The 23034-nt window shown below is 36.5% G+C and carries 19 protein-coding genes and 1 pseudogene; 16 read left to right on the top strand and 4 right to left on the bottom strand.

Going from position 1 to position 23034, the window contains the following annotated elements; genetic code table 11:
- Window positions 1-64 precede the first annotated feature (64 nt).
- Window positions 65-1600: a glucose-specific PTS transporter subunit IIBC gene (gene ptsG / locus HMPREF2937_RS07220; RefSeq protein ID WP_070864313.1), complete on the bottom strand. Its 1536-nt coding sequence runs from the start codon at window positions 1598-1600 to the stop codon at window positions 65-67.
- An 85-nt stretch (window positions 1601-1685) separates the two neighbouring features.
- Between ptsG and HMPREF2937_RS07215 the strand changes: the two genes are divergently transcribed.
- The 16 genes and pseudogenes from HMPREF2937_RS07215 (at window position 1686) to HMPREF2937_RS07140 (ending at window position 19533) form a co-directional block, all read left to right on the top strand.
- Window positions 1686-2483: a MurR/RpiR family transcriptional regulator gene (locus tag HMPREF2937_RS07215; RefSeq protein WP_057510636.1), complete on the top strand. Its 798-nt coding sequence runs from the start codon at window positions 1686-1688 to the stop codon at window positions 2481-2483.
- Window positions 2484-3697: 1214 nt separating this feature from the next.
- Window positions 3698-4411, top strand: a complete 714-nt coding sequence (locus HMPREF2937_RS07210; protein WP_070864312.1) for a GntR family transcriptional regulator — start codon at window positions 3698-3700, stop codon at window positions 4409-4411.
- Window positions 4412-4473: 62 nt separating this feature from the next.
- The gene (locus HMPREF2937_RS07205) at window positions 4474-5589 is read left to right on the top strand and encodes an SIS domain-containing protein (RefSeq protein ID WP_070864311.1); all 1116 of its coding nucleotides are present in this window, start codon (window positions 4474-4476) and stop codon (window positions 5587-5589) included.
- A 27-nt stretch (window positions 5590-5616) separates the two neighbouring features.
- Window positions 5617-7410, top strand: a pseudogene (locus HMPREF2937_RS07200) (beta-galactosidase family protein).
- On the top strand, window positions 7404-7883 hold the full coding sequence (locus tag HMPREF2937_RS07195) for a PTS sugar transporter subunit IIB (protein WP_070864310.1): 480 nt from the start codon (window positions 7404-7406) through the stop codon (window positions 7881-7883). Before HMPREF2937_RS07200 ends, HMPREF2937_RS07195 begins: the two are co-directional and overlap by 7 nt.
- Window positions 7884-7900: 17 nt before the next feature.
- Window positions 7901-8797 (top strand): PTS mannose/fructose/sorbose/N-acetylgalactosamine transporter subunit IIC, encoded by an 897-nt coding sequence (locus tag HMPREF2937_RS07190; RefSeq protein WP_002480158.1) that lies wholly within the window; start codon window positions 7901-7903, stop codon window positions 8795-8797.
- Complete coding sequence (locus tag HMPREF2937_RS07185) at window positions 8784-9614, top strand: PTS system mannose/fructose/sorbose family transporter subunit IID (protein ID WP_023014770.1); 831 nt, start codon at window positions 8784-8786, stop codon at window positions 9612-9614. Before HMPREF2937_RS07190 ends, HMPREF2937_RS07185 begins: the two co-directional genes overlap by 14 nt.
- 21 nt (window positions 9615-9635) lie before the next feature.
- Window positions 9636-10013: a PTS sugar transporter subunit IIA gene (locus HMPREF2937_RS07180; protein WP_002480156.1), complete on the top strand. Its 378-nt coding sequence runs from the start codon at window positions 9636-9638 to the stop codon at window positions 10011-10013.
- Between the two features lie 23 nt (window positions 10014-10036).
- Window positions 10037-11194 (top strand): N-acetylglucosamine-6-phosphate deacetylase, encoded by a 1158-nt coding sequence (nagA, locus tag HMPREF2937_RS07175; protein ID WP_023014769.1) that lies wholly within the window; start codon window positions 10037-10039, stop codon window positions 11192-11194.
- A gap of 222 nt (window positions 11195-11416) precedes the next feature.
- On the top strand, window positions 11417-12277 hold the full coding sequence (locus HMPREF2937_RS07170; RefSeq protein WP_070864309.1) for a sce7726 family protein: 861 nt from the start codon (window positions 11417-11419) through the stop codon (window positions 12275-12277).
- Window positions 12259-13194, top strand: a complete 936-nt coding sequence (locus tag HMPREF2937_RS07165; RefSeq protein WP_070864308.1) for a sce7725 family protein — start codon at window positions 12259-12261, stop codon at window positions 13192-13194. The genes HMPREF2937_RS07170 and HMPREF2937_RS07165 overlap by 19 nt, the downstream gene beginning before the upstream one ends.
- The gene (locus HMPREF2937_RS07160) at window positions 13191-14309 is read left to right on the top strand and encodes an RES family NAD+ phosphorylase (RefSeq protein WP_070864307.1); all 1119 of its coding nucleotides are present in this window, start codon (window positions 13191-13193) and stop codon (window positions 14307-14309) included. Before HMPREF2937_RS07165 ends, HMPREF2937_RS07160 begins: the two co-directional genes overlap by 4 nt.
- Before the next feature lie 254 nt (window positions 14310-14563).
- The gene (locus HMPREF2937_RS07155; protein ID WP_070864306.1) at window positions 14564-15586 is read left to right on the top strand and encodes a LacI family DNA-binding transcriptional regulator; all 1023 of its coding nucleotides are present in this window, start codon (window positions 14564-14566) and stop codon (window positions 15584-15586) included.
- Between the two features lie 67 nt (window positions 15587-15653).
- Window positions 15654-16943, top strand: a complete 1290-nt coding sequence (locus HMPREF2937_RS07150) for an MFS transporter (RefSeq protein WP_070864305.1) — start codon at window positions 15654-15656, stop codon at window positions 16941-16943.
- Between the two features lie 15 nt (window positions 16944-16958).
- Window positions 16959-18473: a xylulokinase gene (xylB, locus tag HMPREF2937_RS07145; RefSeq protein ID WP_180364626.1), complete on the top strand. Its 1515-nt coding sequence runs from the start codon at window positions 16959-16961 to the stop codon at window positions 18471-18473.
- The gene (locus HMPREF2937_RS07140) at window positions 18463-19533 is read left to right on the top strand and encodes an NAD(P)-dependent alcohol dehydrogenase (RefSeq protein WP_023014766.1); all 1071 of its coding nucleotides are present in this window, start codon (window positions 18463-18465) and stop codon (window positions 19531-19533) included. Before xylB ends, HMPREF2937_RS07140 begins: the two co-directional genes overlap by 11 nt.
- A 466-nt stretch (window positions 19534-19999) precedes the next feature.
- Here HMPREF2937_RS07140 and HMPREF2937_RS07135 read toward each other — a convergent pair whose 3' ends face one another.
- From HMPREF2937_RS07135 to HMPREF2937_RS07125, 3 genes are read right to left on the bottom strand one after another with little or no spacing between them, the layout of a single operon-like run.
- The gene (locus HMPREF2937_RS07135; protein ID WP_070864303.1) at window positions 20000-21496 is read right to left on the bottom strand and encodes a tripartite tricarboxylate transporter permease; all 1497 of its coding nucleotides are present in this window, start codon (window positions 21494-21496) and stop codon (window positions 20000-20002) included.
- Between the two features lie 16 nt (window positions 21497-21512).
- Window positions 21513-21956 (bottom strand): tripartite tricarboxylate transporter TctB family protein, encoded by a 444-nt coding sequence (locus HMPREF2937_RS07130; protein WP_060804726.1) that lies wholly within the window; start codon window positions 21954-21956, stop codon window positions 21513-21515.
- An 11-nt stretch (window positions 21957-21967) separates the two neighbouring features.
- Window positions 21968-22948 carry a tripartite tricarboxylate transporter substrate binding protein gene (locus HMPREF2937_RS07125; RefSeq protein WP_002480146.1) on the bottom strand — a complete coding sequence of 327 codons (981 nt, stop codon included), beginning with the start codon at window positions 22946-22948 and terminating at the stop codon, window positions 21968-21970.
- Window positions 22949-23034: the final 86 nt, after the last annotated feature.

The raw sequence follows: 23034 nt of genomic DNA, 5'->3' as shown, positions 1-23034 counted from the left end.
TTATTTTGGACTGTATTTATGTCCCAGCCCCTTTGCTATATTTTTTACTTGATTTTAAAATAATTTAATGACTATCTTCTAAATAATCTTCTACTTGAAGTTTAATGTTATTTACTTGTGGTCCATAAATAACTTGAGCGCCATTACCTTTTAAAATAACGCCTCTGGCTCCAGTTTGTTTAAGTAGGTCTTCATCTACTTTTTGACCATCTTTTAACGTTACTCTTAATCTAGTGGCACAGTTATCTAATACGTCGATATTGTTACTTCCACCAAGTCCTTGAACAATTTTCTCAGCAAGTTCTGTTTTGTTTGAGATAGTAGCTACCTCTTTGTCTTCTCTACCTGGGGTTTTGAAGTTGAATTTTTTGATTAAGAATTTGAATGTAAAGAAGTAAAGGAAGAACCAAACAATACCAATTGGAATGACATATAAGAAGTTTGTTTTTGATTCACCTTGCAACACACCGAATAAAATATAATCAATAAACCCTCCACTAAATGTTTGTCCAATCGTGATATTGAATATATCAGCCATCATGAATGCTAAACCATCAAAGATTGCGTGGATAACATAAAGTACAGGTGCAACGAATAAGAACGAGAACTCTAATGGCTCAGTAATACCTGTTAAGAATGAGGTAAGCGCTGCAGACAGCATTAACCCTCCAACTACTTTTTTATGTTGTGGTTTTGCTGTTTGGTAGATAGCGAGTGCAGCTCCTAATAATCCAAACATCATAGTGATAAATCTACCAGACATGAAACGAGATGTGCCTTCAAAGAAATGTTTAACATTTGGATCGCCTAATTGCGCGAAGAAAATGTTTTGAGTACCTTGGAATAATTTACCATTCACTTCCAAAGTTCCGCCCAAAGCTGTTTGCCAGAAAGGAAGATAGAAAATATGATGTAAACCAAATGGTCCTAACATTCTTAAGATAAATCCATAGAAGAATGTTCCGATAACACCAGTTTTATTGACTAAGTTACCAGCCGAGAATATTACATGTTGAATAGGTGGCCACACGAAGAACATAATCGCACCAAGTATAATAGCACTAATAGAAGTGACTATAGGTACGAATCTTGATCCACCAAAGAAACCTAAAAAATCAGGTAACTGTATATTAAAGTATTTATTATGCAAAATCGATGTCATTATCCCTACAACGATACCACCAAATACACCAGTTTCAATAGTTTGAATACCTAAGACCATACTTTGTCCAACTGCAGTTAAATTATCTTTCTCCAAATCACCAGTGATTGTTAAAATAGCATTAATCGTAGCGTTCATTACTAAGAAACCAATTAATGCAGCAAGTCCAGCTGTTCCCTTATCTTTTTTAGCAAGTCCAACTGCAACACCAATAGCAAATATGATTGGTAAGTTTGCAAAAACAATGCTACCAGCAGATGACATAACTGTGAAAACGTTTTGTAACCATGTAATATCTAAGATAGGATACGCTTTAACAGTATTAGGGTTGGATAGAGCACCACCTATACCTAATAATAGACCGGCAGCTGGTAAAATCGCGATAGGTAACATGAAACTTTTACCGAACGTCTGAGCTTTTTCAAAAAATTTTCCCATACTGTAAACCTCAAGAAAATAATTTTCTTTAAGTTGATTATAACACATAGTAAGCGTTTGCAATAGAGAGGATGGAGAGATGATTATGGATTTTTATAATAGATTACAATTAAATAAGAGTAGCTTGACTGATAAGCAGTTTAAAATAGCAAAATCACTGTATAAATTAATAAAAAAAGAGAATCTTGGCATTTCTTTAGCAGCTAAAAAATTAGAAACAAGTACATCTACTATTTCAAAGCTGATAAAGAAATTAGATTATACAGACTATAGAAGTTTTGTAATTACTACATATAATCCTGAAGAGGAAACTAATAACGGAGAAAGCCTTATTAAAATTAAAGAGTACTATAATGAATTGATTAACAAGTCTTTAGAGTTATTAGATGAAGAAACAATTCAAGAAGTAATTGATCAAATAGAATCTTCGAATAGAATTACTGTAATTGGTGTTGGAAATTCAGGTATTAGTGCAGAAGAATTAAGCAGTCGTTTAGAACGTATGGGATATTCTGTTAAAGCAATAACTGATGTGCATCGTATGAAAATGCAAAGTACACTACTGAACGAAGATGATTTACTCATTGCTATTTCTAATAGTGGTGAAACGATAAGTGTAAATGACTCAGCTAAAATTGCTGAAAAGCAAGGTGCAACAATTTTAAGCATTACTAATAATAACCAGAGTGACTTATATCAAAATTCCACTAAATCAATTATATTGTCTTCATTTAGAAATGTTGATGATGAAAGATTTATAAACTCCCAAGTACCAATTATTTATTTCTTTGATGTGCTATGTTATGAACTATTGAAAATTAAATCTCGTAAAGAAAACAGAGATAAAACTCTAAGTCTAATTCAAAGTATAGAAACAAAATAGTGAATAACTTTAATGGATAATATACAAGTTATTAAAGTAAGAATGTAAGAAATCAACTTATAAAATTTTTGACAATTTTCCCATTTTTAATGAATAGAGTAATAAAGTGGGTGATAAAAAATGGGCTTCTGAACAACGATAACACTTTTCTAATTTCAGTCTATGTATTGCAATTAATGTCTAACATTGATAATATTAATGTGTAAAGTAAAGAACCTATTGACATTTAATGATTTTTCTGATAAGAAAAAGTGAATATAAAAAAGACCACAAAATCGTGCAGGATTTTGTGATCGAATGCGAGGTTCTTGTGCTTTTATTTTGTCGTTAATTATTTAGGGATAGAAAATCTTATTGCTTTTCGTTTTTATAATGTAGCATAGCGAATAATATGCTGAATGTAAGCAATGCATCGATATTTATTGAGATGCTATAAGATGTGACAAATCGAATGAGTATTTCCAAAACAATCACCTCCTTGCTGTAATTGGCACAAGGGGGTATTTGTTTTTATTTACTCCGAAAACCTCTACATGAAGATAGTATATCATAAAGCTTTTAATTTCTCCAAAAGTTATCCACAAGTTTTCCGTGAGTTATCCACAGTTTATTTATGTTGCTTCTACAAATGACTAATAGAGAAAATTCAATTAATACTATATACACATATAGTTTATTTATAGCTGATTATAATATATTAAATAATATCGAAAAATGATTAATGCAACCACTTCAGGAAGTAATAAAGCTTTAGTTAACTCGAAACGGCTACTAAAGACAAAATAGACTTGTAGGATAATATAAAGCATACTATATCTTTTATAGAAAAGACTTTTTAATGTTGATAATTTTATATGAATATTTAGCTTTTTATAATTATAAATAACAGTGTCATTACTTTTAGACATATAACTAAAATCATCGTTTGATTCCTATTCCCTGATTATGAAAAAGGTAATTAGAAACAAAAAGGATTTAGAAAAAGCTAAGGCATTCATTGAAGCGAGTTATGAGAATAACTAGTTGATGGTACGTATATTAGTGATGTACATGTGTTAAAATGATAGGCAATTGATAGTAGGGTGGAACTGTTGATGATTCAGCAGTTCTCTTTTTTAATAGGGTAAGAAAAATTGATTTTTTTCAAAAAAAGTAATGACAGCCCTTACAAACTCAATTATAATAAAAGTGGTTATAACCAGAGGTGATAAAAAATGAATAACTCTAAAGCTCCGTTATACTTCCAAGTGTATGAAGATATAAAGACTCGGATTGTAAACGGTGAATATGAGGAAGGAACAAAATTACCATCTGAAAGAAAATTATGTGATTTGTATGATGTAAGTCGTATTACGATTCGTGAGTCACTGGATCGTTTGGAACAGGAACAAATGATCAGACGTGAACATGGAAAGGGCTCGATTGTACTAGGGAATCATTATACACAAGTGTTAAACAGTCTTTATAGTTTCAAAGATGAGATTGAGAAGAATGGAAAGCAGGCAAGTACGAAAGTAATCAGTATGAAACGTATTGATGCGACGCCATTCTTACAAGAAAAAATGGGCTTAAAATCATTTCACTCAGTGTACCGTTTGATACGTTTAAGACTCGCAAATGAGCAGCCGATGATTTATGAAATTACATATTTACCAGTAAGATTATGTGAAGGGCTAGATAAATTCGATTTTAACCATCACTCACTCTATGAAACATTAGATCAGTATTATGATATTCAGATTGATAATGCATATGAAAGTTTAAGTGCGATTAAATTGAATAAGAGTATTGCGGATTTATTGAATGAAAGCATTAATGCGAGTTGTATGTTCATTGAACGTGTCAGTTACGTTAAGGGCGAAATCATTGAGTATACGCAATCTTATGCAGGTGGTAATAATTACAAATACACAGTGCAGCTGCTTTAAGCTCTGTGTATTCATAATACAACTGGTTATGACAACATAACAACATAGTAGGAGGTAGAATCATTTTGAAGACAACAGATACTTATAGAGAAATACAACAACAGCCTTCTGTGTGGAAGAAAACGTTCGATATTGTGAATGATGTTTCAGCGGATTTCAAACGATTCATTGAAGCCATTGAACATAATGAATCGACTGAAAAGTTTAAAGTTATTTTCACTGGCGCAGGTTCAAGTGCATATGTCGGCGACATTGCGCGTATGGCCGTGGATAATAATAAATTCCCGAAATGGAGCTTTGAATCTGTACCGACAACACACTTTGTGACAAATCCGGGCACATATATCGACGATGCAACAACATACTTAGTGGTTTCCTTCGCAAGATCAGGCAACAGCCCTGAAACGCAAGGCACAGTAGAATTATTTAACCAATTGTCACAACATGTTTATCACGTTTTCATCACAAACAATAAAGATGGCTTCTTAGGACGTTACGCAGATACTGAGAATGCATTCAAAGTTATCTTGCCAGATGAAACAAATGATAAATCACTCGCAATGACATCAAGTTTCTCAACTATGTTATTGGCAGCTTGCTTATTATTCAGTTCAGAAGAAATCGATGAAGCTTACTTTAAACGTGTCGAACAAAACTTCAGTTGGATTGATGCACATGCAAGAGAAGTTGCAGCGCAACCGTTCAAGAAAATCTTTTATGCCGGCACAGGCATGCAAGGTGAGCTGACCAAAGAAGTCAGCTTGAAACTAAACGAGTTGACTGCAGGTGCGATTGAAATTGCGAAAGAAACTACACTTGGATTCAGACACGGTCCTAAAGCAGGTTTGAATGACAATGCATTATTCATCATGTTGAGAGGCTCAAATGACTATCAACGTCGTTATGAAGCAGATGTGATTCATGAAATCGATATACCAGAACGTAACTATCAAATCTTAGTGTTAGACGGTAAAACAAGTGATGATGCATTCACATTTACTTTCCCAAATGCTGAACATGACAGTGATTTAGAGTTGACGCTTGCGTATTTGATTTTCGGACAGTTATTAGCGTTTTATAAATCTGTTCAATTAGGATTGAATCCAGATAATCCAAGTCCAAATGGATTTATCAACCGTGTCGTTAAAGGTGTCACGATTTATCCATTTGAAGCTTAAGACACAATATTCAAGGAGGCGAGCTTGTTGAGTAAATTCACAGTGGAAGAAGAATTTATGTTAGATGGAAAGCCTTTGAAGATTTTGTCAGGTGCGATTCATTATTTCAGAGTGTTGTCTGAAGACTGGGAACATTCTTTGTACAACTTGAAAGCCTTGGGCTTTAACGCCGTTGAGACATATGTACCGTGGAATTTCCACGAAACCGTTGAAGGTGAGTTCGACTTTTCTGGGACGAAAGATATTAAACGTTTCATTCATACAGCTGAAGCTATTGGTCTTTATGTCATCATCAGACCTTCTCCATACATTTGTGCAGAATGGGAATTCGGTGGTTTGCCAGCGTGGTTATTAACAAAACCAAATTTACGTGTGCGTTCGCGTGATCCGCAATTCTTAGAGTATGTGGAGCGTTATTACGACCGATTGTTTGAAATCTTAACACCGCTTCAAATCGACCATCACGGCCCCATCCTCATGATGCAAGTCGAAAATGAATACGGCTCTTATGGTGAAGACAAGACCTACCTCAGTGCACTCGCCCGCATGATGCGAGACCGCGGTGTAACAGTACCGCTATTCACATCAGACGGTTCATGGCAACAATGTCTAGAGGCCGGCAGTCTCGCTGAAGCAGACATCATACCGACAGGCAACTTCGGTTCGAAATCACAAAAACGTTAAGACAACCTGCACAAGTTCCATCAACAATTCGGCAAAACATGGCCGTTAATGAGTATGGAATTTTGGGATGGCTGGTTCAACCGTTGGGGCGACCGTATCATTACACGTCAAAGCGATGAATTGATTGATGAAATCGGTGAAGTATTAAAACGTGGTTCCATTAATCTCTACATGTTTCATGGCGGCACGAACTTCGGATTTTGGAATGGTTGTTCTGCACGAGGACGTATCGATTTACCACAAGTGACATCTTATGATTACGATGCGCCGTTAGATGAAGCAGGCAACCCAACCGTGAAGTACTACAAGATTCAACAGTTGGTACACAAGCTTCATCCAGAAATTCAGCAAACAACACCGAAAGTGAAACCGTTGATGGCTAAAGAGCATATCACGCTAACTGATAAAGTCAGCTTGTTTAACATCCTAGACGATATTAGCCATCACAGCGAAAGCTTCTATCCAGAATCTATGGAGACTGCTGGAACAGGCTATGGTTACATGGTTTATCGTACACAGTTGAAACGAGCGACTAGACAAGAGTATTTAAGAATCGTGGATGCGAGAGACCGTGTCCAATTGTTCCTAGACAATGAAAAAGTCTATACCGCCTATCAAGAAGAAATCGGTGACAAGTTTGAAGTGGCATTAAAACAACCTGTCGTTCAAGCAGATGTGTTAGTCGAACATATGGGACGTGTCAATTATGGTTATAAACTCGTCGCACCGACACAACGTAAAGGTCTCGGTCAAGGTTTGATGCAAGATCTGCATTTTGTACAACAATGGGAACAATTCGATATTGATTTTGACTTGTTAGAAGACAAGCACTTTGAACAAGCATGGGAAGCAGACCAACCAAGTTTCTACAGATATCAATTTGACATAGAAACACCTGAAAGTACTTACTTAGATGTAAGCGGTTTCGGTAAAGGCGTTGTATTAGTGAACGGTTTTAACATAGGTCGTTACTGGAACATAGGCCCGACACTTTCTTTGTATATCCCAGGTGCATTATTGAAACAAGGTCAAAATGAAATCATTATTTTCGAAACAGAAGGACAGTACTCAGAGGAAATCCGCTTATTACAAGCACCTCAATATATAGCCTCAAAACGTAAGGAGAGAACATCATGATTATAGCAAACAGAATTGACGGCCGTTTAATTCACGGTCAAGTCGCAAACTTATGGGCAACGAAACTGAATATCACACGTTTTATGGTAATTGATGATGAAGTCGCTCAAAGCACAATTGACAAGCAAGGCTTGAAATTAGCAACACCTGCAGGTATGCGTTTAAGTGTCTTGCCTGTAGCAAAAGCAGCTGAAAATATTTTAGCAGGCAGATACGATTCACAACGCTTAATGGTCATTGCGAAGAAACCGGATCGTTTCTTAGAACTGATCAATCAAGGTGTTGACCTTGATGTATTAAACGTAGGAAATATGTCTCAAACAGATGAAACAAAGTCTATTACCCGTTCAATCAATGTAACGGATAAAGATATTAACGACTTTAAAGCAATTCAACAAAAAGGCGTTAAGATAACTGCTCAAATGGTTCCAAACGATAAAGCAGAAGATTTTATGACATTAATTAAGGGATAGTCAGGAGTGAAGACAACATGGAAATACTTTGGTGGCAGATTTTATTATTAACCTTGTATGCAGGGTATCAAATCCTAGATGAAATCCAAATTTATTCATCTTTAAGCCAACCTGTATTTGCGGGATTAATCGCCGGTTTGATTATGGGCGATGTGACAACAGGGTTGATTATCGGCGGTAGTATGCAATTAACGATTTTAGGTGTAGGGACATTCGGGGGTGCATCAAGAATTGATGCCAACTCTGGTACCTTACTTGCGGTCGCATTCTCAGTAGCACTTGGAATGAATCCGCAACAAGCTTTAGCAACATTGGCCGTGCCGGTTGCGAGCTTAATGATTCAAACAGATATTTTAGCACGTTTTGCTAACACATTCTTTGCGCATAGAATCGATGCGAAAATCGAATCATTTGATTACAAAGCAATTGAAAGAAACTATTTATATGGTATGATTCCTTGGTCATTATCAAGAATGATTCCAGTATTCTTAGCATTAGCTTTTGGTGGCGGCGTAGTGAAAGCCGTTGTAAATTACTTGAACTCAGATTTGAAATGGTTAGGTGACGGTTTAACTGTTGCCGGTGCCGTTTTACCAGCTGTAGGTTTCGCAATCCTTTTACGTTATCTACCTATTAAGAAACATTTCCCATACTTCATTTTAGGTTTCGTATTAACAGCGTTATTCGTAACTGTATTTGATGGTATGACTGGACTTGGTACAGCAGTGGCTGGCTTAGATAAACACTTCGGTATTAAATTCACTGGTTTATCAATGTTAGGTATCGCATTGATCGGTTTCGCGTTTGCGGCAATTGAATACAAACGTACATCAGAAAGCCGTCCAGTACCGCAGTATGGTGGCGCAGCTCAGAATAATAACAGCGAAGGAGAGATTGAGGATGACGAACTCTAATAATCAAAACGGCACATCTTATAAATTAACCAAAAAAGATTTTAATCAAATCAATCGCCGTAGCTTATTTGCCTATCAATTAGGGTGGAACTATGAACGTATGCAAGCCTCTGGTTATTTGTATACTATCCTTCCGCAATTAAGAAAGATTTATGGCGACGGCACACCAGAACTTAAAGAAATGATGAAAACTCATACACAATTCTTTAACACAAGTAACTTCTTCAATACCATCATCATGGGTATTGATATCGCAATGGAAGAGAAAGAAAAAGTAAAAGCTAAAGACTCAGTACAAGGTTTGAAAGTTGGTTTGATGGGACCATTCGCCGCAATCGGTGACTCAATCTTTGCCTCATTAATCCCGACAATCTTCGGTGCCTTAGCTGCCAACATGGCAATCAACGGTAACCCGATCGGCGCATTTATCTGGTTAGCAGCTCAAATCGCCGTTATGGTATTCAGATGGAAACAATTAGAATTCGCGTATAAAGAAGGGGTATCCCTTGTTACGACAATGCAACACAGACTTGAGAACTTAACGAACGCAGCTACATTGCTCGGGGTCTTCATGGTCGGAGCTCTCGTCGCCACGATGATTAAAGTGAAGTTCGCTTGGATGCCGCACATCGGTAAATTGACAATTGATGTTCAAAACAATATCGATATGATTTTACCTAAATTATTACCACTTGGTATCGTATTAGCAATTTACTGGTTACTTGGACGCAATAAAATGAGTTCAACTAAAGCCATCTTTATCGTATTAGTTGTATCAATTATCTTATCTGCATTAGGCATTATCGGTAAAGCTTAATTCAAAGGTGGAAACAAAGAGATGAAAAAATTAATATTAATCAGTCATGGCGCATTTTGTGAAGGTTTAAAAGAAAGTGCAGAAATGATTTTAGGCGAACAACCTGATATCGTCCCTGTCCCATTATTACCAGAAGAAAGCGCAGAGGACTTCCAAGCAAAATTACTTGCGGAAATGGCCAAAGAAGACGGCTTTACAGTCTTTGCGGATTTAATGGGCGGTACACCTGCCAATGTTGCGGCTAAATTATTAATGCAAGGTCAGCAGTTTGATTTATATGCTGGTATGAACTTGCCGATGATTGTCGCATATGTAAATGGTGAACTCTTAGGAGAAGCACAAGATATCGTTGGAAAAACGAAAGAGTATATTGTGAAAGTAAACGATTTATTATTATAGATTACGAATAAGAAGGTAGAAACATGTCAGAATATGTAATTAGCAACGCTAAGATTTACAGTGAAGATCAAGTGATTGAATCAGGATATGTCCATATTAAAGACGGTAAAATTGAAGCAGTAGAAAGTGGTGTGTATACAGGCCCGCTTACTCAACATGATGCGGAAGGTAAAATTTTACTTCCAGGATTTATAGATATTCATATCCACGGTGGATATGGTAATGATGCGATGGATGCATCTGTTGAAGGGTTACAACACTTAGCTGAGAATTTACTAAGCGAAGGGACTACTTCTTTCTTAGCGACAACAATGACACAATCTGAAGAAAATATTAATAAAGCGTTAGAATCAATTGTTGCGTATAAAGCAACACAAAACAGCTATAATGCTGCGGAAATTGTCGGTATCCATTTAGAAGGACCGTTTATTTCAGAACATAAAGTCGGTGCACAAAATCCAGCCTACGTGCAACAACCAAGTGTTGAGAAACTGAAACATTTCCAAGAAACAGCAGATCATAATATCAAAATTCTCACTTTCGCTCCCGAAGTGGAAGGTGCTGATGTTATGTTAGAAGCATTTAAAGATGAGATTATCTTCTCTATCGGCCATACGACAGCAGACTTCGACCAAGTCAATGCCGCTGTAGCCAAAGGCGCAAAACACATTACTCATCTATACAATGCAGGTACACCATTCTTACACCGTGCCCCTGGTGATTTCGGTGCTGCCTGGACGAATGATGATTTAAGTACAGAATTGATTGTAGACGGTGTACACTCTCATCCGGCATCTATTAAAATTGCCTATAAAATGAAAGGCAATGAACACTTTTATGTGATTACAGATGCGATGCGCGCGAAAGGTATGTCAGAAGGAGAATACGACCTTGGCGGCCAAACTGTCGTAGTGAAAGGAAAAGAAGCAAGATTAAAAACAGGTTCTCTTGCGGGTAGTATATTAAGAATGAATCAAGGACTTAAAAACTTACTTGATTTTACAGGTGACACTTTAGAAAACGCATGGAGAACAACGAGTTTGAACCAAGCGAAAGCACTCAAAATAGATAATCAAAAAGGCAGTATCAAACCAGGCAAAGATGCAGACCTCATTTTAGTAGATGAAGACATCAACGTTCTGACTGCCATTAAAAAAGGAAAAATCCATTCCTTTAGTTAAAAAATAATCCAATAAAACCCCAACCCCCTAGTGAATATAAGATGATTCATCAACAATCATCATAGTACCCGGTTCCTAAGTAGTCATAGGAGCCGGGTGCTTTTTTGTGCTTAATAAAAAAGATGCTTAATACTTCATAGTGGTTTATAATAATCTTTAAACTTATTGAGCCGAGGCTTAATTATAATTTGTAAAAAATGAATTGATGAGGTGCTGAAAACAATGAAAATTGAAGTTTTGAATCAAATGTTTTCTAATCAAACTTTACGTGCTCTTGTTCGTAATCAATCGGATATTAAAGTTGATGAAGTATACTCTGAATTTGTTCAAGATACTACACAAAAAAGCAGCATAGAAAAGTTACAGTCCTTATATAAAGTACTGCAAAGAAGTTATAGGAATGAGTATTACTTTAAAAATACATTGTTAAACAAGTTGCTGCTAGGTAAACATTCGATTCATACGACAGTAGCGCTATCTGAAATGCCTATAGAAAAAAGTATTGCTGACTTTATTTTAATTAATGGGAAAGCAGAAGTGTACGAAATTAAAACTGCATTAGATAGTTTAAATCGTTTAGAACGCCAAATAGAAGATTATTATAAAGTGTTTAATCATGTGTCGATTGTGACTGATCAAAGCCATGTAGAAAAAGTCAAAAAGCATTATAGTCAATCATCTATAGGGATTTATGTGCTTACTAAAAGAAATACACTTCACGAGGTGCAAAAGCCAACTGCTTATTCTGATTGTTTAAACATAGAAAGCATTTATAAATTTTTAAGAAAGCCAGAACGTATAAGTGTATTGAAAGCTTTGAATGTATCCATACCGACATACACGGATTTCACAGAATACAAAACTGTATTAGAGGTATTTAAACAGTGTGATATTCTTGAAGTTTATGATGCAATGTTGAAGCAATTGAAGAAAAGAAATGCACTTCAGAAGTTTGAAAAAGAATTTCTAGAGGCACCTAAAGAGTTAAAATTCCTTTTATACTTTAATAAATTAAACCTTAATGAAACTCATAAGTTGTATGAAATGATGAAGGAGGTCAAAGCATGTACTACCCATATTTAAGAGGTAAACAAAATGAATTGTTAGCTTTGAGAGAGCTATTAGAAGAAAACAAAATTGGTAATCATATTCAACCCATTATTGAGCCTGTGAAGTATACAACAACATTTGTGAATACATTAAATAATTTTAAAGAAGCAAACAAAAAAATTCATATTGTAGTAAATTCGAACCTAACAGAACTTAAATTTAGCGAAGAGCAAACACAAAAGTTAAAAAATGCGGTAACTGATGAGAATCATGAAGTTTATGCGAAACCTGTTATTATTGCAGAAAATGAGATTGAACAAAATGACTTTGAAGGTATTTTGTATGATCCTGCTTCTATTATTTTGAAACAAACGGACCACGTCGACAAAGTGAATCAATTAACTGAAACTCAAACGATAGACTTTCTTTTAGCTTCAGGTGAACGGAGCATTCAAAGAAGGTTGAGAGGAGAATTAAAAAATAAGTTAGGTGTAATTGCGGATGTATTTAACCGATTAGATAGAAATTCGGATTATTTAGAAGTTGAAGATGAATTTTTCAGTGACACACATCTTTATTATGACGAAGATGGATATACAAGTTTCTCTGATTATTCTGTCATAGGTTCAAACTTTGTAGAGGGTGGATTTGCGCCATATGCAATTGCAATTCACATCGTGTACTTTAATGACAAGAAAGAATTGAGAATCAAACATTTCGTATCAGATTCAAATGAAGATATCTCAGACCCCGCTAATAAATTAAAAGAGGCATTAAGTAAATTGGTAGCATGGAAGCAAACGATTTCTGAAGAAAATTGTTCTTCAGCACTAGATGAGTTTGAAAGGATATACCGAGAAGAACGTTACCCCGGCTTAGGTATGATAAAAAGATTATCGATTAAACACCATTTAGAACTTATGAACCACTTCATGGAGGAACGTGAATGAAGATATGCGAAAAATGTTTTAAAAACTCTGAAATTAAAGAAATTATCAAAAATAATAATACGTCAATTGATCAATGTGACGTAGATCCTTCGCATAAAAATGTCCATGTGTTTGATACAAATACCGAAACGGAAACTTTACATGCTATTCAAGATTGTTTAAGACCAATACTTGATATTTATTCAATAGACAGTGACTTGCCAAATGGATATGATATAGAGAAGTTATATAGTCTGAGTCATGCGTTAAGCAATGACTGGGCAATTTTTAATGTAGAAGACCACCAAATTAAAGAAATTATAATTAGATTATTTGAGAATGACGAGGACGTGGATAAACGGTTATTTGAACAGCAAGTAGGTGCACGTGTATTAATGAATCAAACATTCTTAAAAGAAAACTTAATATTGAAGCATAACGATTGGAATCAGTTTTGTGAAGAACTCAAATATACAAATAGGTTTCACAACGATAAGATTAACTTACAAAATTTGAAAGTGTTTATTGAAGCAACCAGAATTTCAATTCCTATACATGAGTTTAATACACAGCTACGCCACCTTTATCGCGCCCGAATTGTTGATTTTATTTCAAATCAAAGTGAAATTATGGCGCCTCCAAAAGATGTAGTGACACCTGGCCGATTGAATGCACAATGGATTAGGGTATTATACTTGTCTACTTCTCAAACTATATGTGTTGATGAGTGTCGGCCTAAACATAATGACACTGTATATGTAGGAGAAGTCCAGCTGAAATATTATGATAATCTCGATAAGCAATCTATACTCATTGCTGATTTATCTGATTTTACTGCGAAATCATTAAATAGAGGTTTGGAAGAAGTTTCCAAGTATTATGTGAATTATGATGTTATTAAACATATTCAAAGCGGAATATCTGAACCTAGTTCATCTCAAGGTCAAGATTATATACCCTTTCAATATATTGCAGATTATATTAAAAGTTTAGGCTACGATGGCATTAAATACAGTAGTATATTCGATCCCACTACTTTTAATTATATGTTTTTCGACCCCGATTTATTTGAATGCATTCATTGGAATAAGAAAATAGTTACGAATGTTTCTCTCAAACTTGAGAATGCAGATTAATAGATTGCTGTTACGTGGTGTCATACTTCGAAGGTCCTTCTTTGATAAATTCCCAATATTTAGAATTCTATACACTTATAACTAAAAATGAATTAAACGTTATTCACAGAATAGTTTAATTTTCACTACTCGGTTTCTAAGTAGTCATAGGAGCCGGGTTTATTGTATTTTGTAAATGTAAGCCTTTACATTTATACTAGGATACATTAAAATAAGAATCAGTTTTAACTTAAACGTTTAAGGAAGTAATCAATATGAGCAATAATCCAACACTTCACGACGTCGCAAAAGCAGCAGGTGTTTCTGTAGCGACTGTTTCAAATGTGATGAATGGTAAAAAAGGGCAAGTCAGCGAAAAAACGAAAGCGAAAGTAGAAGCAGCTGTTAAGTCGCTGGGTTATCAACCAAATACGTATGCCCGTCAGTTAAAAAGCGGCCAAAGTAATTTAGTTGCCTTTATTGTCCCTGACCAAAACCCATTCTTTACGGATATTTTAAACGGTTTAACTACAGTGTGTTTAGAACACAACTTGCAAGTGATTGTGATTTCGTCAGAAGAAAGTGAACAACGACAAAATGAATTGATAGATTTATTTGTGAAACAACGTGTCAATGCGATTGTGTTAGCACCTGTTTCATCACATCTGACATTAAAAGATGAATGGAAAAAGACACCGATTGTGACAGTAGACAGAACGATAGAAGCGAGTGATGTGCCAAGTGTCACGGTGAATAACCAAGCAGCTGGTTATCAAGCAACTAAACACTTATTGGAGTTAGGCCACACGTCTATTGCGATTTTATTGGCAAATCCTAAGATCAGTACAACTACCCATAGACAAGCAGGATATGAACAAGCGTTAATGGACAACCAGTTAACAGTTGATGCGCGTTTAATGAGTTTCAGTGATGATAAATTGGGGACTGAGGCTCAGATAAGAAGCGGGTATCTTGCGACTAAGCAATGGCTGACTTCAAAAGATGCGCCAAGTGCGTTAATCGCAACGAACTATTTATTGATGATCGGTGCGTTACAAGCCTTTAAAGAACTGGATATTCAAATCGGCAAAGACATTTCATTTATCGGTTTTGATAATAGTCATTGGAACGAAATATATTCACCGGCCATTACGGTCGTAGAACAACCAGCAAGTAAACTCGGTGAATGTGCAGCGCAATTAATCATTGAAATGAACAACGATGAACCTGCAACTTCGGTAGAGTTATCGACGCATTTAGCCATAAGAGCATCGTGCGCTAAGAAAAATGAACGCTAGTTCGTTCTTTTTTCTTAACGTCAAACTTAAACGTTTAAGTTAGTTATAAATGAGGGGGAAATCTATAATGACGATAGAGAAAAATAGAAAGTTATGGATGGGAATACCGACAGTTGTATTCTTAGGTATTATCGCAATCTTTATTTTTATGACAGGAGACGGTATTGAACAAGCCTTCTTGTCTAAATACATCGTAGACATTGGATTCAGCAAAAACCAAGCATCATTAGTCTTTGCGGTATATGGTGTGATGGTAGTAGTAGGTTCATGGTTAGCGGCAGTCTTATCTGACGTATATGGACCAAGAAAAGTAATGACAAGCGGTGTTGTATTATGGATTGTCTTCCATGTACTCTTCTTGACGTTTGGTTTGCAAGTTGAAAATTACAACATGATGTTATTGATGTACGGTATCAGAGGTATCGCATACCCATTATTCTTATACGGTTTCTTAGTATGGGTGACATACATTACAAATAAAGCACGACTTGCGACAGCAATCGGTTGGTTCTGGGCGATGTTCTCAGTAGGTATGGGTGTCGTAGGTTCATACTTACCAAGTTTCACAATTCCATATATGGGCTTCATGGGAACACTATGGCTATCTATCGTATGGATTATGATTGGCGGTATTATTGCTTATATCGCAGTAGGTAAAGACAATGTGAAACCTAACGCAGATTTAGCAGTAAGTGATCGTTATAAGAAGGTGCTTAAAGATATCGGTGTGGTTTATAAGAACCCTGAAATTATTAAAGTATTCATTGTAAGAATTATTAACCAACTATCACTCTTTGGATTAGTGATTATCTTCCCAGTTTTATTTACAGATGAAATCGGCTTTACGATGCAGCAATGGTTATGGATCTGGGGTACAATGCACGTCACTTGTATTGTTGGTGACGTATTCTGGGGTATTACTGCAGACAAAATCGGTTGGAAACGCCAAGTCATGTGGTTCGGTTGTGTCGGTTGCGGTATCACAACACTGACATTCTATTACTTACCGATGATTAGCGGAGACGTATTCTTGATCGGCGTATTATGTGCTGTATTATTTGGTATTACACAATCAGCATTCGTTCCGATTTTCGCGATTTTCACAGCGTTAGAACCAAATCATATTGGTGCGACATTATCTTCACATAACTTAGCAGCTGGTTTAAGTAACTTCTTACCATCTGTGATTGCGACAGTATTATTACCAGTCTTCAATGAAATCGGTGTGGTATGGGCATTCGCATTATTATACTTCTTTGGTGCTGTATTGACGTACTTCATCAAAGTACATCAACCAGGATTAAAAGAAAAACCGCGCAAAGTAATCCAACCTAAACCGGATAATGTAAATATTTAAAAAGGCAGATGAAACATATTGAAACCACTTGTTTTAGGTATAGATTTAGGAACAAGCTCAGTTAAAGTGATTGCGGTTGACCAACAAGGTTCGATTGTGACATCAAGCAGTGAACCTATCAGTATTTCACAACCGCAAAATGGTTATAGTGAACAAAACCCAGATGAATGGGTACAAGCAACAAAACAAGCAATTCAAACACTGACAGATCAGTTAGACGACAGTCAGTACCAAATAGAAGGTATGTCTTTCTCGGGCCAAATGCATGGCTTAGTATTATTAGATAAAGACAATCATCCTATTCGTCCAGCTATCTTGTGGAACGATACTAGAAATACTGAACAATGTGATGAAATCAAAGCACAGTTCGGAGATAAATTACTGGGCAATCCTATTCTAGAAGGCTTCACGTTACCAAAATTATTATGGGTGAAAGCACATGAACCACAACACTTTGAGAAAGCTAAAACATTCATTCTTCCAAAGGATTATGTCAGATATGCATTAACTGGCAAGGTTCAAATGGAGAAATCTGATGCATCCGGTACATTGCTTTACAACAGTGAAAGTGAAGCATGGGATAAAGAAACAAGCACGTACTATGAGATTAAACATTTACTTCCAGAACTCGCTAATTCAACAGATGTAGTGGGTGAAGTAACTGAAACAGTTGCACAGGAATTAAACTTACCAACTTCAACAAAAGTGATTGCGGGTGGTGCTGACAATGCATGTGGTGCACTCGGTGCCGGTATTATCGGTGAAGGAGACGCGATGTGCAGTATCGGTACGTCTGGTGTAGTACTTGTTTGTCAGAAAGACTATAGCGATTACCAAAATAATATTCATTATTTTAAACATGTCACACCGGATATCTCTTATGCGATGGGGGTTACGCTTGCTGCAGGCTTCAGTTTAGACTGGTATAAACGTAATTTCTATGCAGAACAAAGTTTTGAGGACATTACAAAAGATGCGGAAAGCTCATCACCAGGTGCGAATGGTTTAGTATTCACGCCTTACTTAATGGGAGAACGTACACCGCATGGCGATGCAAAAATTCGTGGCAGCTTTATCGGTATCAGTGGTAAACAAACACGTGCAGATTTCTCACGTGCAGTGATTGAAGGCATCACGTATTCGCTTTATGAATCATTAGATTATATCAGACAGTTTTATCCAGCGATCCACACCATCACTTCAATTGGCGGCGGCGCTAAAAGTGATTTCTGGTTACAACTTCAAGCAGATGTCTTTAACTTAGAAGTGAAGAAATTAAAACACGAAGAAGGACCAAGTATGGGTGCAGCAATTCTAGCTGCATATGGAGTCGGTTGGTTCGATTCATTAAAAGACTGTGTTGAAACTTTTATTCAGTACGACACGACATTCAAACCAAATACACAAAAACATAAAATTTATGAACGTTACTTCAAAGTGTATCAAGACGTTTATCGAAATACGAAACAGATGACAGCGGATCTGTTATCAATTCAACAAAATCACGGGGGTTATACAGATGACAAATAATATTCCTGAAACAATGCAGATAGCTTTATTAAATAAACCATTCGATATTGAAATTAAAGAAGTCGATGTACCTAAATTAGGACCGAAGGAAGTCTTAGTTAAAATGATGGCAGTGGGTGTTTGCGGTTCTGACGTCCATTACTATGAACATGGTAAAATCGGTGATTTCATTGTCAAAGAACCATTAATCTTAGGTCACGAATGTGCCGGTATGGTTGCGGCAGTTGGTGAAGATGTGACGAAGTTTTCAGTAGGTGACAGAGTCGCGGTAGAACCAGGTGTACCATGTGGTAAATGTGAACAATGTCAAAAAGGGCAATACAACTTATGTCAAGATGTTGAGTTTCTAGCAACACCACCGATTGATGGTGCATTCGCACAGTACATTGCACATCCAGAAGACTTCTTATTCCCAATTCCAGATTCATTATCTTATGAACAAGCATCATTAAACGAACCATTCTCAGTAGGTATTCAAGCTTGTAAACGTGCAGGTGTTCAACCAGGTTCAACAGTCGTAATTACAGGTATGGGCCCAGTTGGTTTAATGGCGGTTGTGGCAGCTAAAGCATTTGGTGCGACACGTATCATCGTGACTGACTTAGCAGATATTCGTTTAGAAGAAGCGTTAAAACTTGGTGCGACTGAAACAATTAATATTTCTAAAGAAGATCCAGTAGAACGTATCCAAGAAATTACAAACGGTAAAGGTGCAGACTATGCCTTTGAAACAGCAGGTCATCCAGCGGCACTACAATCAGCTGTACAATCTCTAGCAGTAGGCGGCAGCTTATCTATCGTTGGACTACCACAACAAGAGGAAATTGCGTTAAACATTCCATTCATTGGTAACCGTGAATTAAATATTTATGGTGTCTTCCGTTACGCAAACACTTATCCAATGGGTATTGAAATGTTAAACAATACAGACGCAGATTTAGACTCAATGTTCACAGATTCATATGAACTTAAAGATACAAAAGCGGCATTAGAAAGAGCCCTCAACAACAAACAAGGTTCATTAAAAGTGATGGTTTATCCTAACGGTTTCTTAGACTAATATAAAGATTAAATAGCCTCGTCCAAAAAAGCGGACGAGGCTATTTTTATAACTATCTATCTTCATCATTACGCTTCGCAAAAAACCTTAATATTACTGCCAACACTAATAATACTATAGTTACAACAGCTTTAATGAATGTGCTGATAGGCAAGAATAAAACAATCAAAATTATAACGAATCCTATGAGATAAAGTGTTTCTTTCTTTTTGGTATTCAAGTGGTATTCACCTTCGTTGATTTAAAATTTAATTTTATAGCTGAAAATACTAAAAAATGAAATATCTATTTCTTAATTGGAGGATATCAATAGAAATAGTGAAAGACAAATATATTGTAAAAATATATTTGTGATTATAAATACGATTTTATTGTTGTGAAGAAAGCAAGTAAGAGTAAGATATATATAATAATCAAGGTTAATATTAAGAAGCATCGACCCAAACACTGGGCCGATGCTTTTCTTTTACTGTGCTTTCTTTCGCTTCTTCACCATCTTCATTATCAATGGATATGTTAATGAAAGTACTGTCATAATCGTCAACACAATACTAATCGGTGACCCGAAGAAAATATCGAACACATTATTATTGCTGGTAATTAAGCTCTTACGGAAGTTCTGTTCCATATCTGATCCGACAATAGCTGCCAAGATGAGCGGAGCCATCGGGAAGTCTAAAAGTTTCAAACCTAAACCTAATAAACCAAAGATTAATAAAATATAGAAATCTACAACACTATAACCTAAAGTGTATGTACCTAAGTAAGCTAACACTAAAATAATCGGATAAAGTACTTTAGGCGGTGTACGTAAAATCTTAAGTAACACACCTATGAGTGCGATGTTGATAATCACTAAGAAAATATTACCGATAAACATACTGTTAATAAGTGTCCAAATGGTTTCCGGTTCATTTTCAAAGAGTAATGGACCAGGTTGTAAACCTAACATAATAACTGCACCTAAAATAACAGCGGTTGTTCCTGAACCAGGTACGCCCATTGTAAGTAATGGAATCAGTGCACCAACTGAAGCAGCGTTGTTAGACGCCTCAGGTGCCGCAACCCCTTCAATCGCACCTTTACCAAAGTCTTTACCATTCTTGTTCACTTGTCGCTCAGTAGAGTAACTCAACATAGAAGCGATAGAACCACCAGCACCTGGTAAGACACCGATGACGAATCCAATTGGACTTTGTCTTAACATAGTCCACCATGTCCGCTTCCAATCCGTCTTAGTCAACTTCATTGATCCTAATTTCGCATCAGGCGGCTTCAATGCTTCTAGATGCATATAGTTATACAGGACTTCAGCCACCGCATAGACACCGATAATCACAACTAAGAAGTTAATCCCTTCACTTAGGTGTGGAATGTCGAAGGTGAAGCGGTAAACGCTTGTTTGTAAATCTACGCCGACTGTACTGACCATGAGTCCAATCGCAGTAGCGATAAAACCTTTGACCATTTTACCGATAGATAATGAGACAATCGTCGATAATGTAAATAAGAATAATACAAAGTATTCACGTGGCCCGAATTGAAGTGAGAAATCTGATAGCGGTTTGGCGAGTACAATAAACCCGACAACTGCCACAATACCGCCGATGAGTGAAGCGACTGCGGAAATCGTTAAAGCTTTGCCCGCTTCCCCATTTTTAGTCATAGGATATCCATCGAAAGTAGCCGCAATCGCAGAACCATCACCTGGTGTATTCAGTAAAATAGAACTACGCGATCCCCCATACATCGCGCCATAATAAATCGCAATCATTAAAATCAAGGCACTGACAGGTTCCATACCGAATGTCACAGGAATTAACACTGCAACTGCGGTCGCTGGACCTAACCCCGGCAGCATGCCTACAATTGTCCCTAAAAATCCGCCGATTAACACCCATAATAGATTCATAGGATGAAAGGCAGTTGTGAAACCTTCTAAGAACGTATTGATATCTCCCATATTGCTCCCCCTTGTCTTATGGTAAACTCACATCTAATAATTGAGAGAAGGTATACCATGTAATCCCTGAAAATACGAGCGCTACAATGATATTTTGAAGCCAGTGTTTCACCCCATTGATTAAAAACAAGACGCCTCCTAAGAAGAGGATTGTTGAAATCAAGAAACCTAAGCGTTCAAAAATCAATGCGTAAATAATAATCATTGCTACTGTTGCGCCTAAGCGTATTAAGGTTTTCTTTTGAAGTAACAAGTCTAGAATTTCAAAGTGTTCATGTCTTTTTTTATATTCTTGGAAGAAATAAATCACACTCATCACAATCAATAACACTGAAATGAGCAGTGGAAAGTACATTGGACTGTTTGGATCACCAATGCGTGAACGTTGTACATTCAGCGTTAAAACTAAATAAATGATGCCTAATAACGTAAGTAAAATAGGCGGCATTAAACGAGCCATACAATTCCCCCTTAGAAACCAGCATCTTTAATCAGCTGATCATATTTTTTGCGTTGCTCTTTTAAGAATTTTTCAGATTCAGCACTATCTTTATAGAAGTTATCCCAATCATTGTTTTTGCGTAATTCTTGCCATTGTTTAGAATGTACGACTTTACGCATGGTCTTATCCCAATAAGCACGTTCTTCTTTTGTCATATCTTTCGTCCCCATGACACCGCGCCAATGAGGGAACACCATATCGACACCTTGTTCTTGCCAAGTCGGCACATCCTTAATGCCTTCAAGTCGTTCATCAGATGACACTGCCAACATTTTCAGTTTATGTACTTGATGTTGCTCTTTAACTTCTGATACTGCTGTAGAAGCGACATCTACATGACCGCCAAGTAGGGCAGTTTGTAAATCTCCGCCACTCTTATACACTAAGAAATCAAGTTTATCGACATCTACACCGTATTGTTTCGCTGCTTGTACGAATGCAAGGTGGTCGTTATTTCCTAAACCAGGTGCGACACCGATTGTCAGTGATTTTGGATCTTTCTTGAGCTTTTCCATCACTTCTTTACCAGAGTTCAAATTAGATTTATTTGATGCAGTTAAACTAATCCATTCAGTTGCCAGAATCGCAATAGGAGTGAAGTCATCATCTCCAAGGTCACTTAACCCTAATTCTTTATTAGACAGTAATAGACTTGAGTTAATGGCGATTGTATTTGGTGAACGTGATTTTAAGTATTGCCAACCGACTTCACCGCCGCCTCCAGGCTTATTCACAACTGTAATGTTTTGATTTGTCAGCTTTTCATCTAACATGACTTTCTGAATTGCGCGTGCAGTGGTGTCCCAGCCACCGCCTGGTGAAGCGGGTGCTATAATCTCAACAGTTTCATCAGGAAACGTATTGGATTTTGCGGTTTTCTTATCATCAGATTTACCGCAGCTCGCTAAAATAACTGTCATGGCTAACACGAAGTACCCCAATCTTCGCATAAAATTCCCCCTTTGTTTAAAAATATTCAATTTTACGATAATTTATCACAATTTTCAAAATTTAACAATGATTGTTAGATGTAATT

Source organism: Staphylococcus sp. HMSC061G12 (assembly GCF_001838465.1).
In the GTDB taxonomy this organism is placed as follows: Bacteria; Bacillota; Bacilli; order Staphylococcales; family Staphylococcaceae; genus Staphylococcus; species Staphylococcus simulans.
This window is presented reverse-complemented; position numbering and strand designations above follow the sequence as displayed.

Coding starts and splice junctions, on each gene's coding strand:
- HMPREF2937_RS07180 (WP_002480156.1), top strand. CDS start 9,636: ATGAAAAAATTAATATTAATCAGTCATGGCGCATTTTGTGAAGGTTTA.
- ptsG (WP_070864313.1), bottom strand. CDS start 1,600: ATGGGAAAATTTTTTGAAAAAGCTCAGACGTTCGGTAAAAGTTTCATG.
- HMPREF2937_RS07130 (WP_060804726.1), bottom strand. CDS start 21,956: ATGGCTCGTTTAATGCCGCCTATTTTACTTACGTTATTAGGCATCATT.
- HMPREF2937_RS07135 (WP_070864303.1), bottom strand. CDS start 21,496: ATGGGAGATATCAATACGTTCTTAGAAGGTTTCACAACTGCCTTTCAT.
- HMPREF2937_RS07165 (WP_070864308.1), top strand. CDS start 12,259: ATGTACTACCCATATTTAAGAGGTAAACAAAATGAATTGTTAGCTTTG.
- HMPREF2937_RS07150 (WP_070864305.1), top strand. CDS start 15,654: ATGACGATAGAGAAAAATAGAAAGTTATGGATGGGAATACCGACAGTT.
- HMPREF2937_RS07215 (WP_057510636.1), top strand. CDS start 1,686: ATGGATTTTTATAATAGATTACAATTAAATAAGAGTAGCTTGACTGAT.
- HMPREF2937_RS07190 (WP_002480158.1), top strand. CDS start 7,901: ATGGAAATACTTTGGTGGCAGATTTTATTATTAACCTTGTATGCAGGG.
- HMPREF2937_RS07170 (WP_070864309.1), top strand. CDS start 11,417: ATGAAAATTGAAGTTTTGAATCAAATGTTTTCTAATCAAACTTTACGT.
- HMPREF2937_RS07140 (WP_023014766.1), top strand. CDS start 18,463: ATGACAAATAATATTCCTGAAACAATGCAGATAGCTTTATTAAATAAA.
- HMPREF2937_RS07210 (WP_070864312.1), top strand. CDS start 3,698: ATGAATAACTCTAAAGCTCCGTTATACTTCCAAGTGTATGAAGATATA.
- HMPREF2937_RS07185 (WP_023014770.1), top strand. CDS start 8,784: ATGACGAACTCTAATAATCAAAACGGCACATCTTATAAATTAACCAAA.
- HMPREF2937_RS07160 (WP_070864307.1), top strand. CDS start 13,191: ATGAAGATATGCGAAAAATGTTTTAAAAACTCTGAAATTAAAGAAATT.
- HMPREF2937_RS07125 (WP_002480146.1), bottom strand. CDS start 22,948: ATGCGAAGATTGGGGTACTTCGTGTTAGCCATGACAGTTATTTTAGCG.
- nagA (WP_023014769.1), top strand. CDS start 10,037: ATGTCAGAATATGTAATTAGCAACGCTAAGATTTACAGTGAAGATCAA.
- HMPREF2937_RS07155 (WP_070864306.1), top strand. CDS start 14,564: ATGAGCAATAATCCAACACTTCACGACGTCGCAAAAGCAGCAGGTGTT.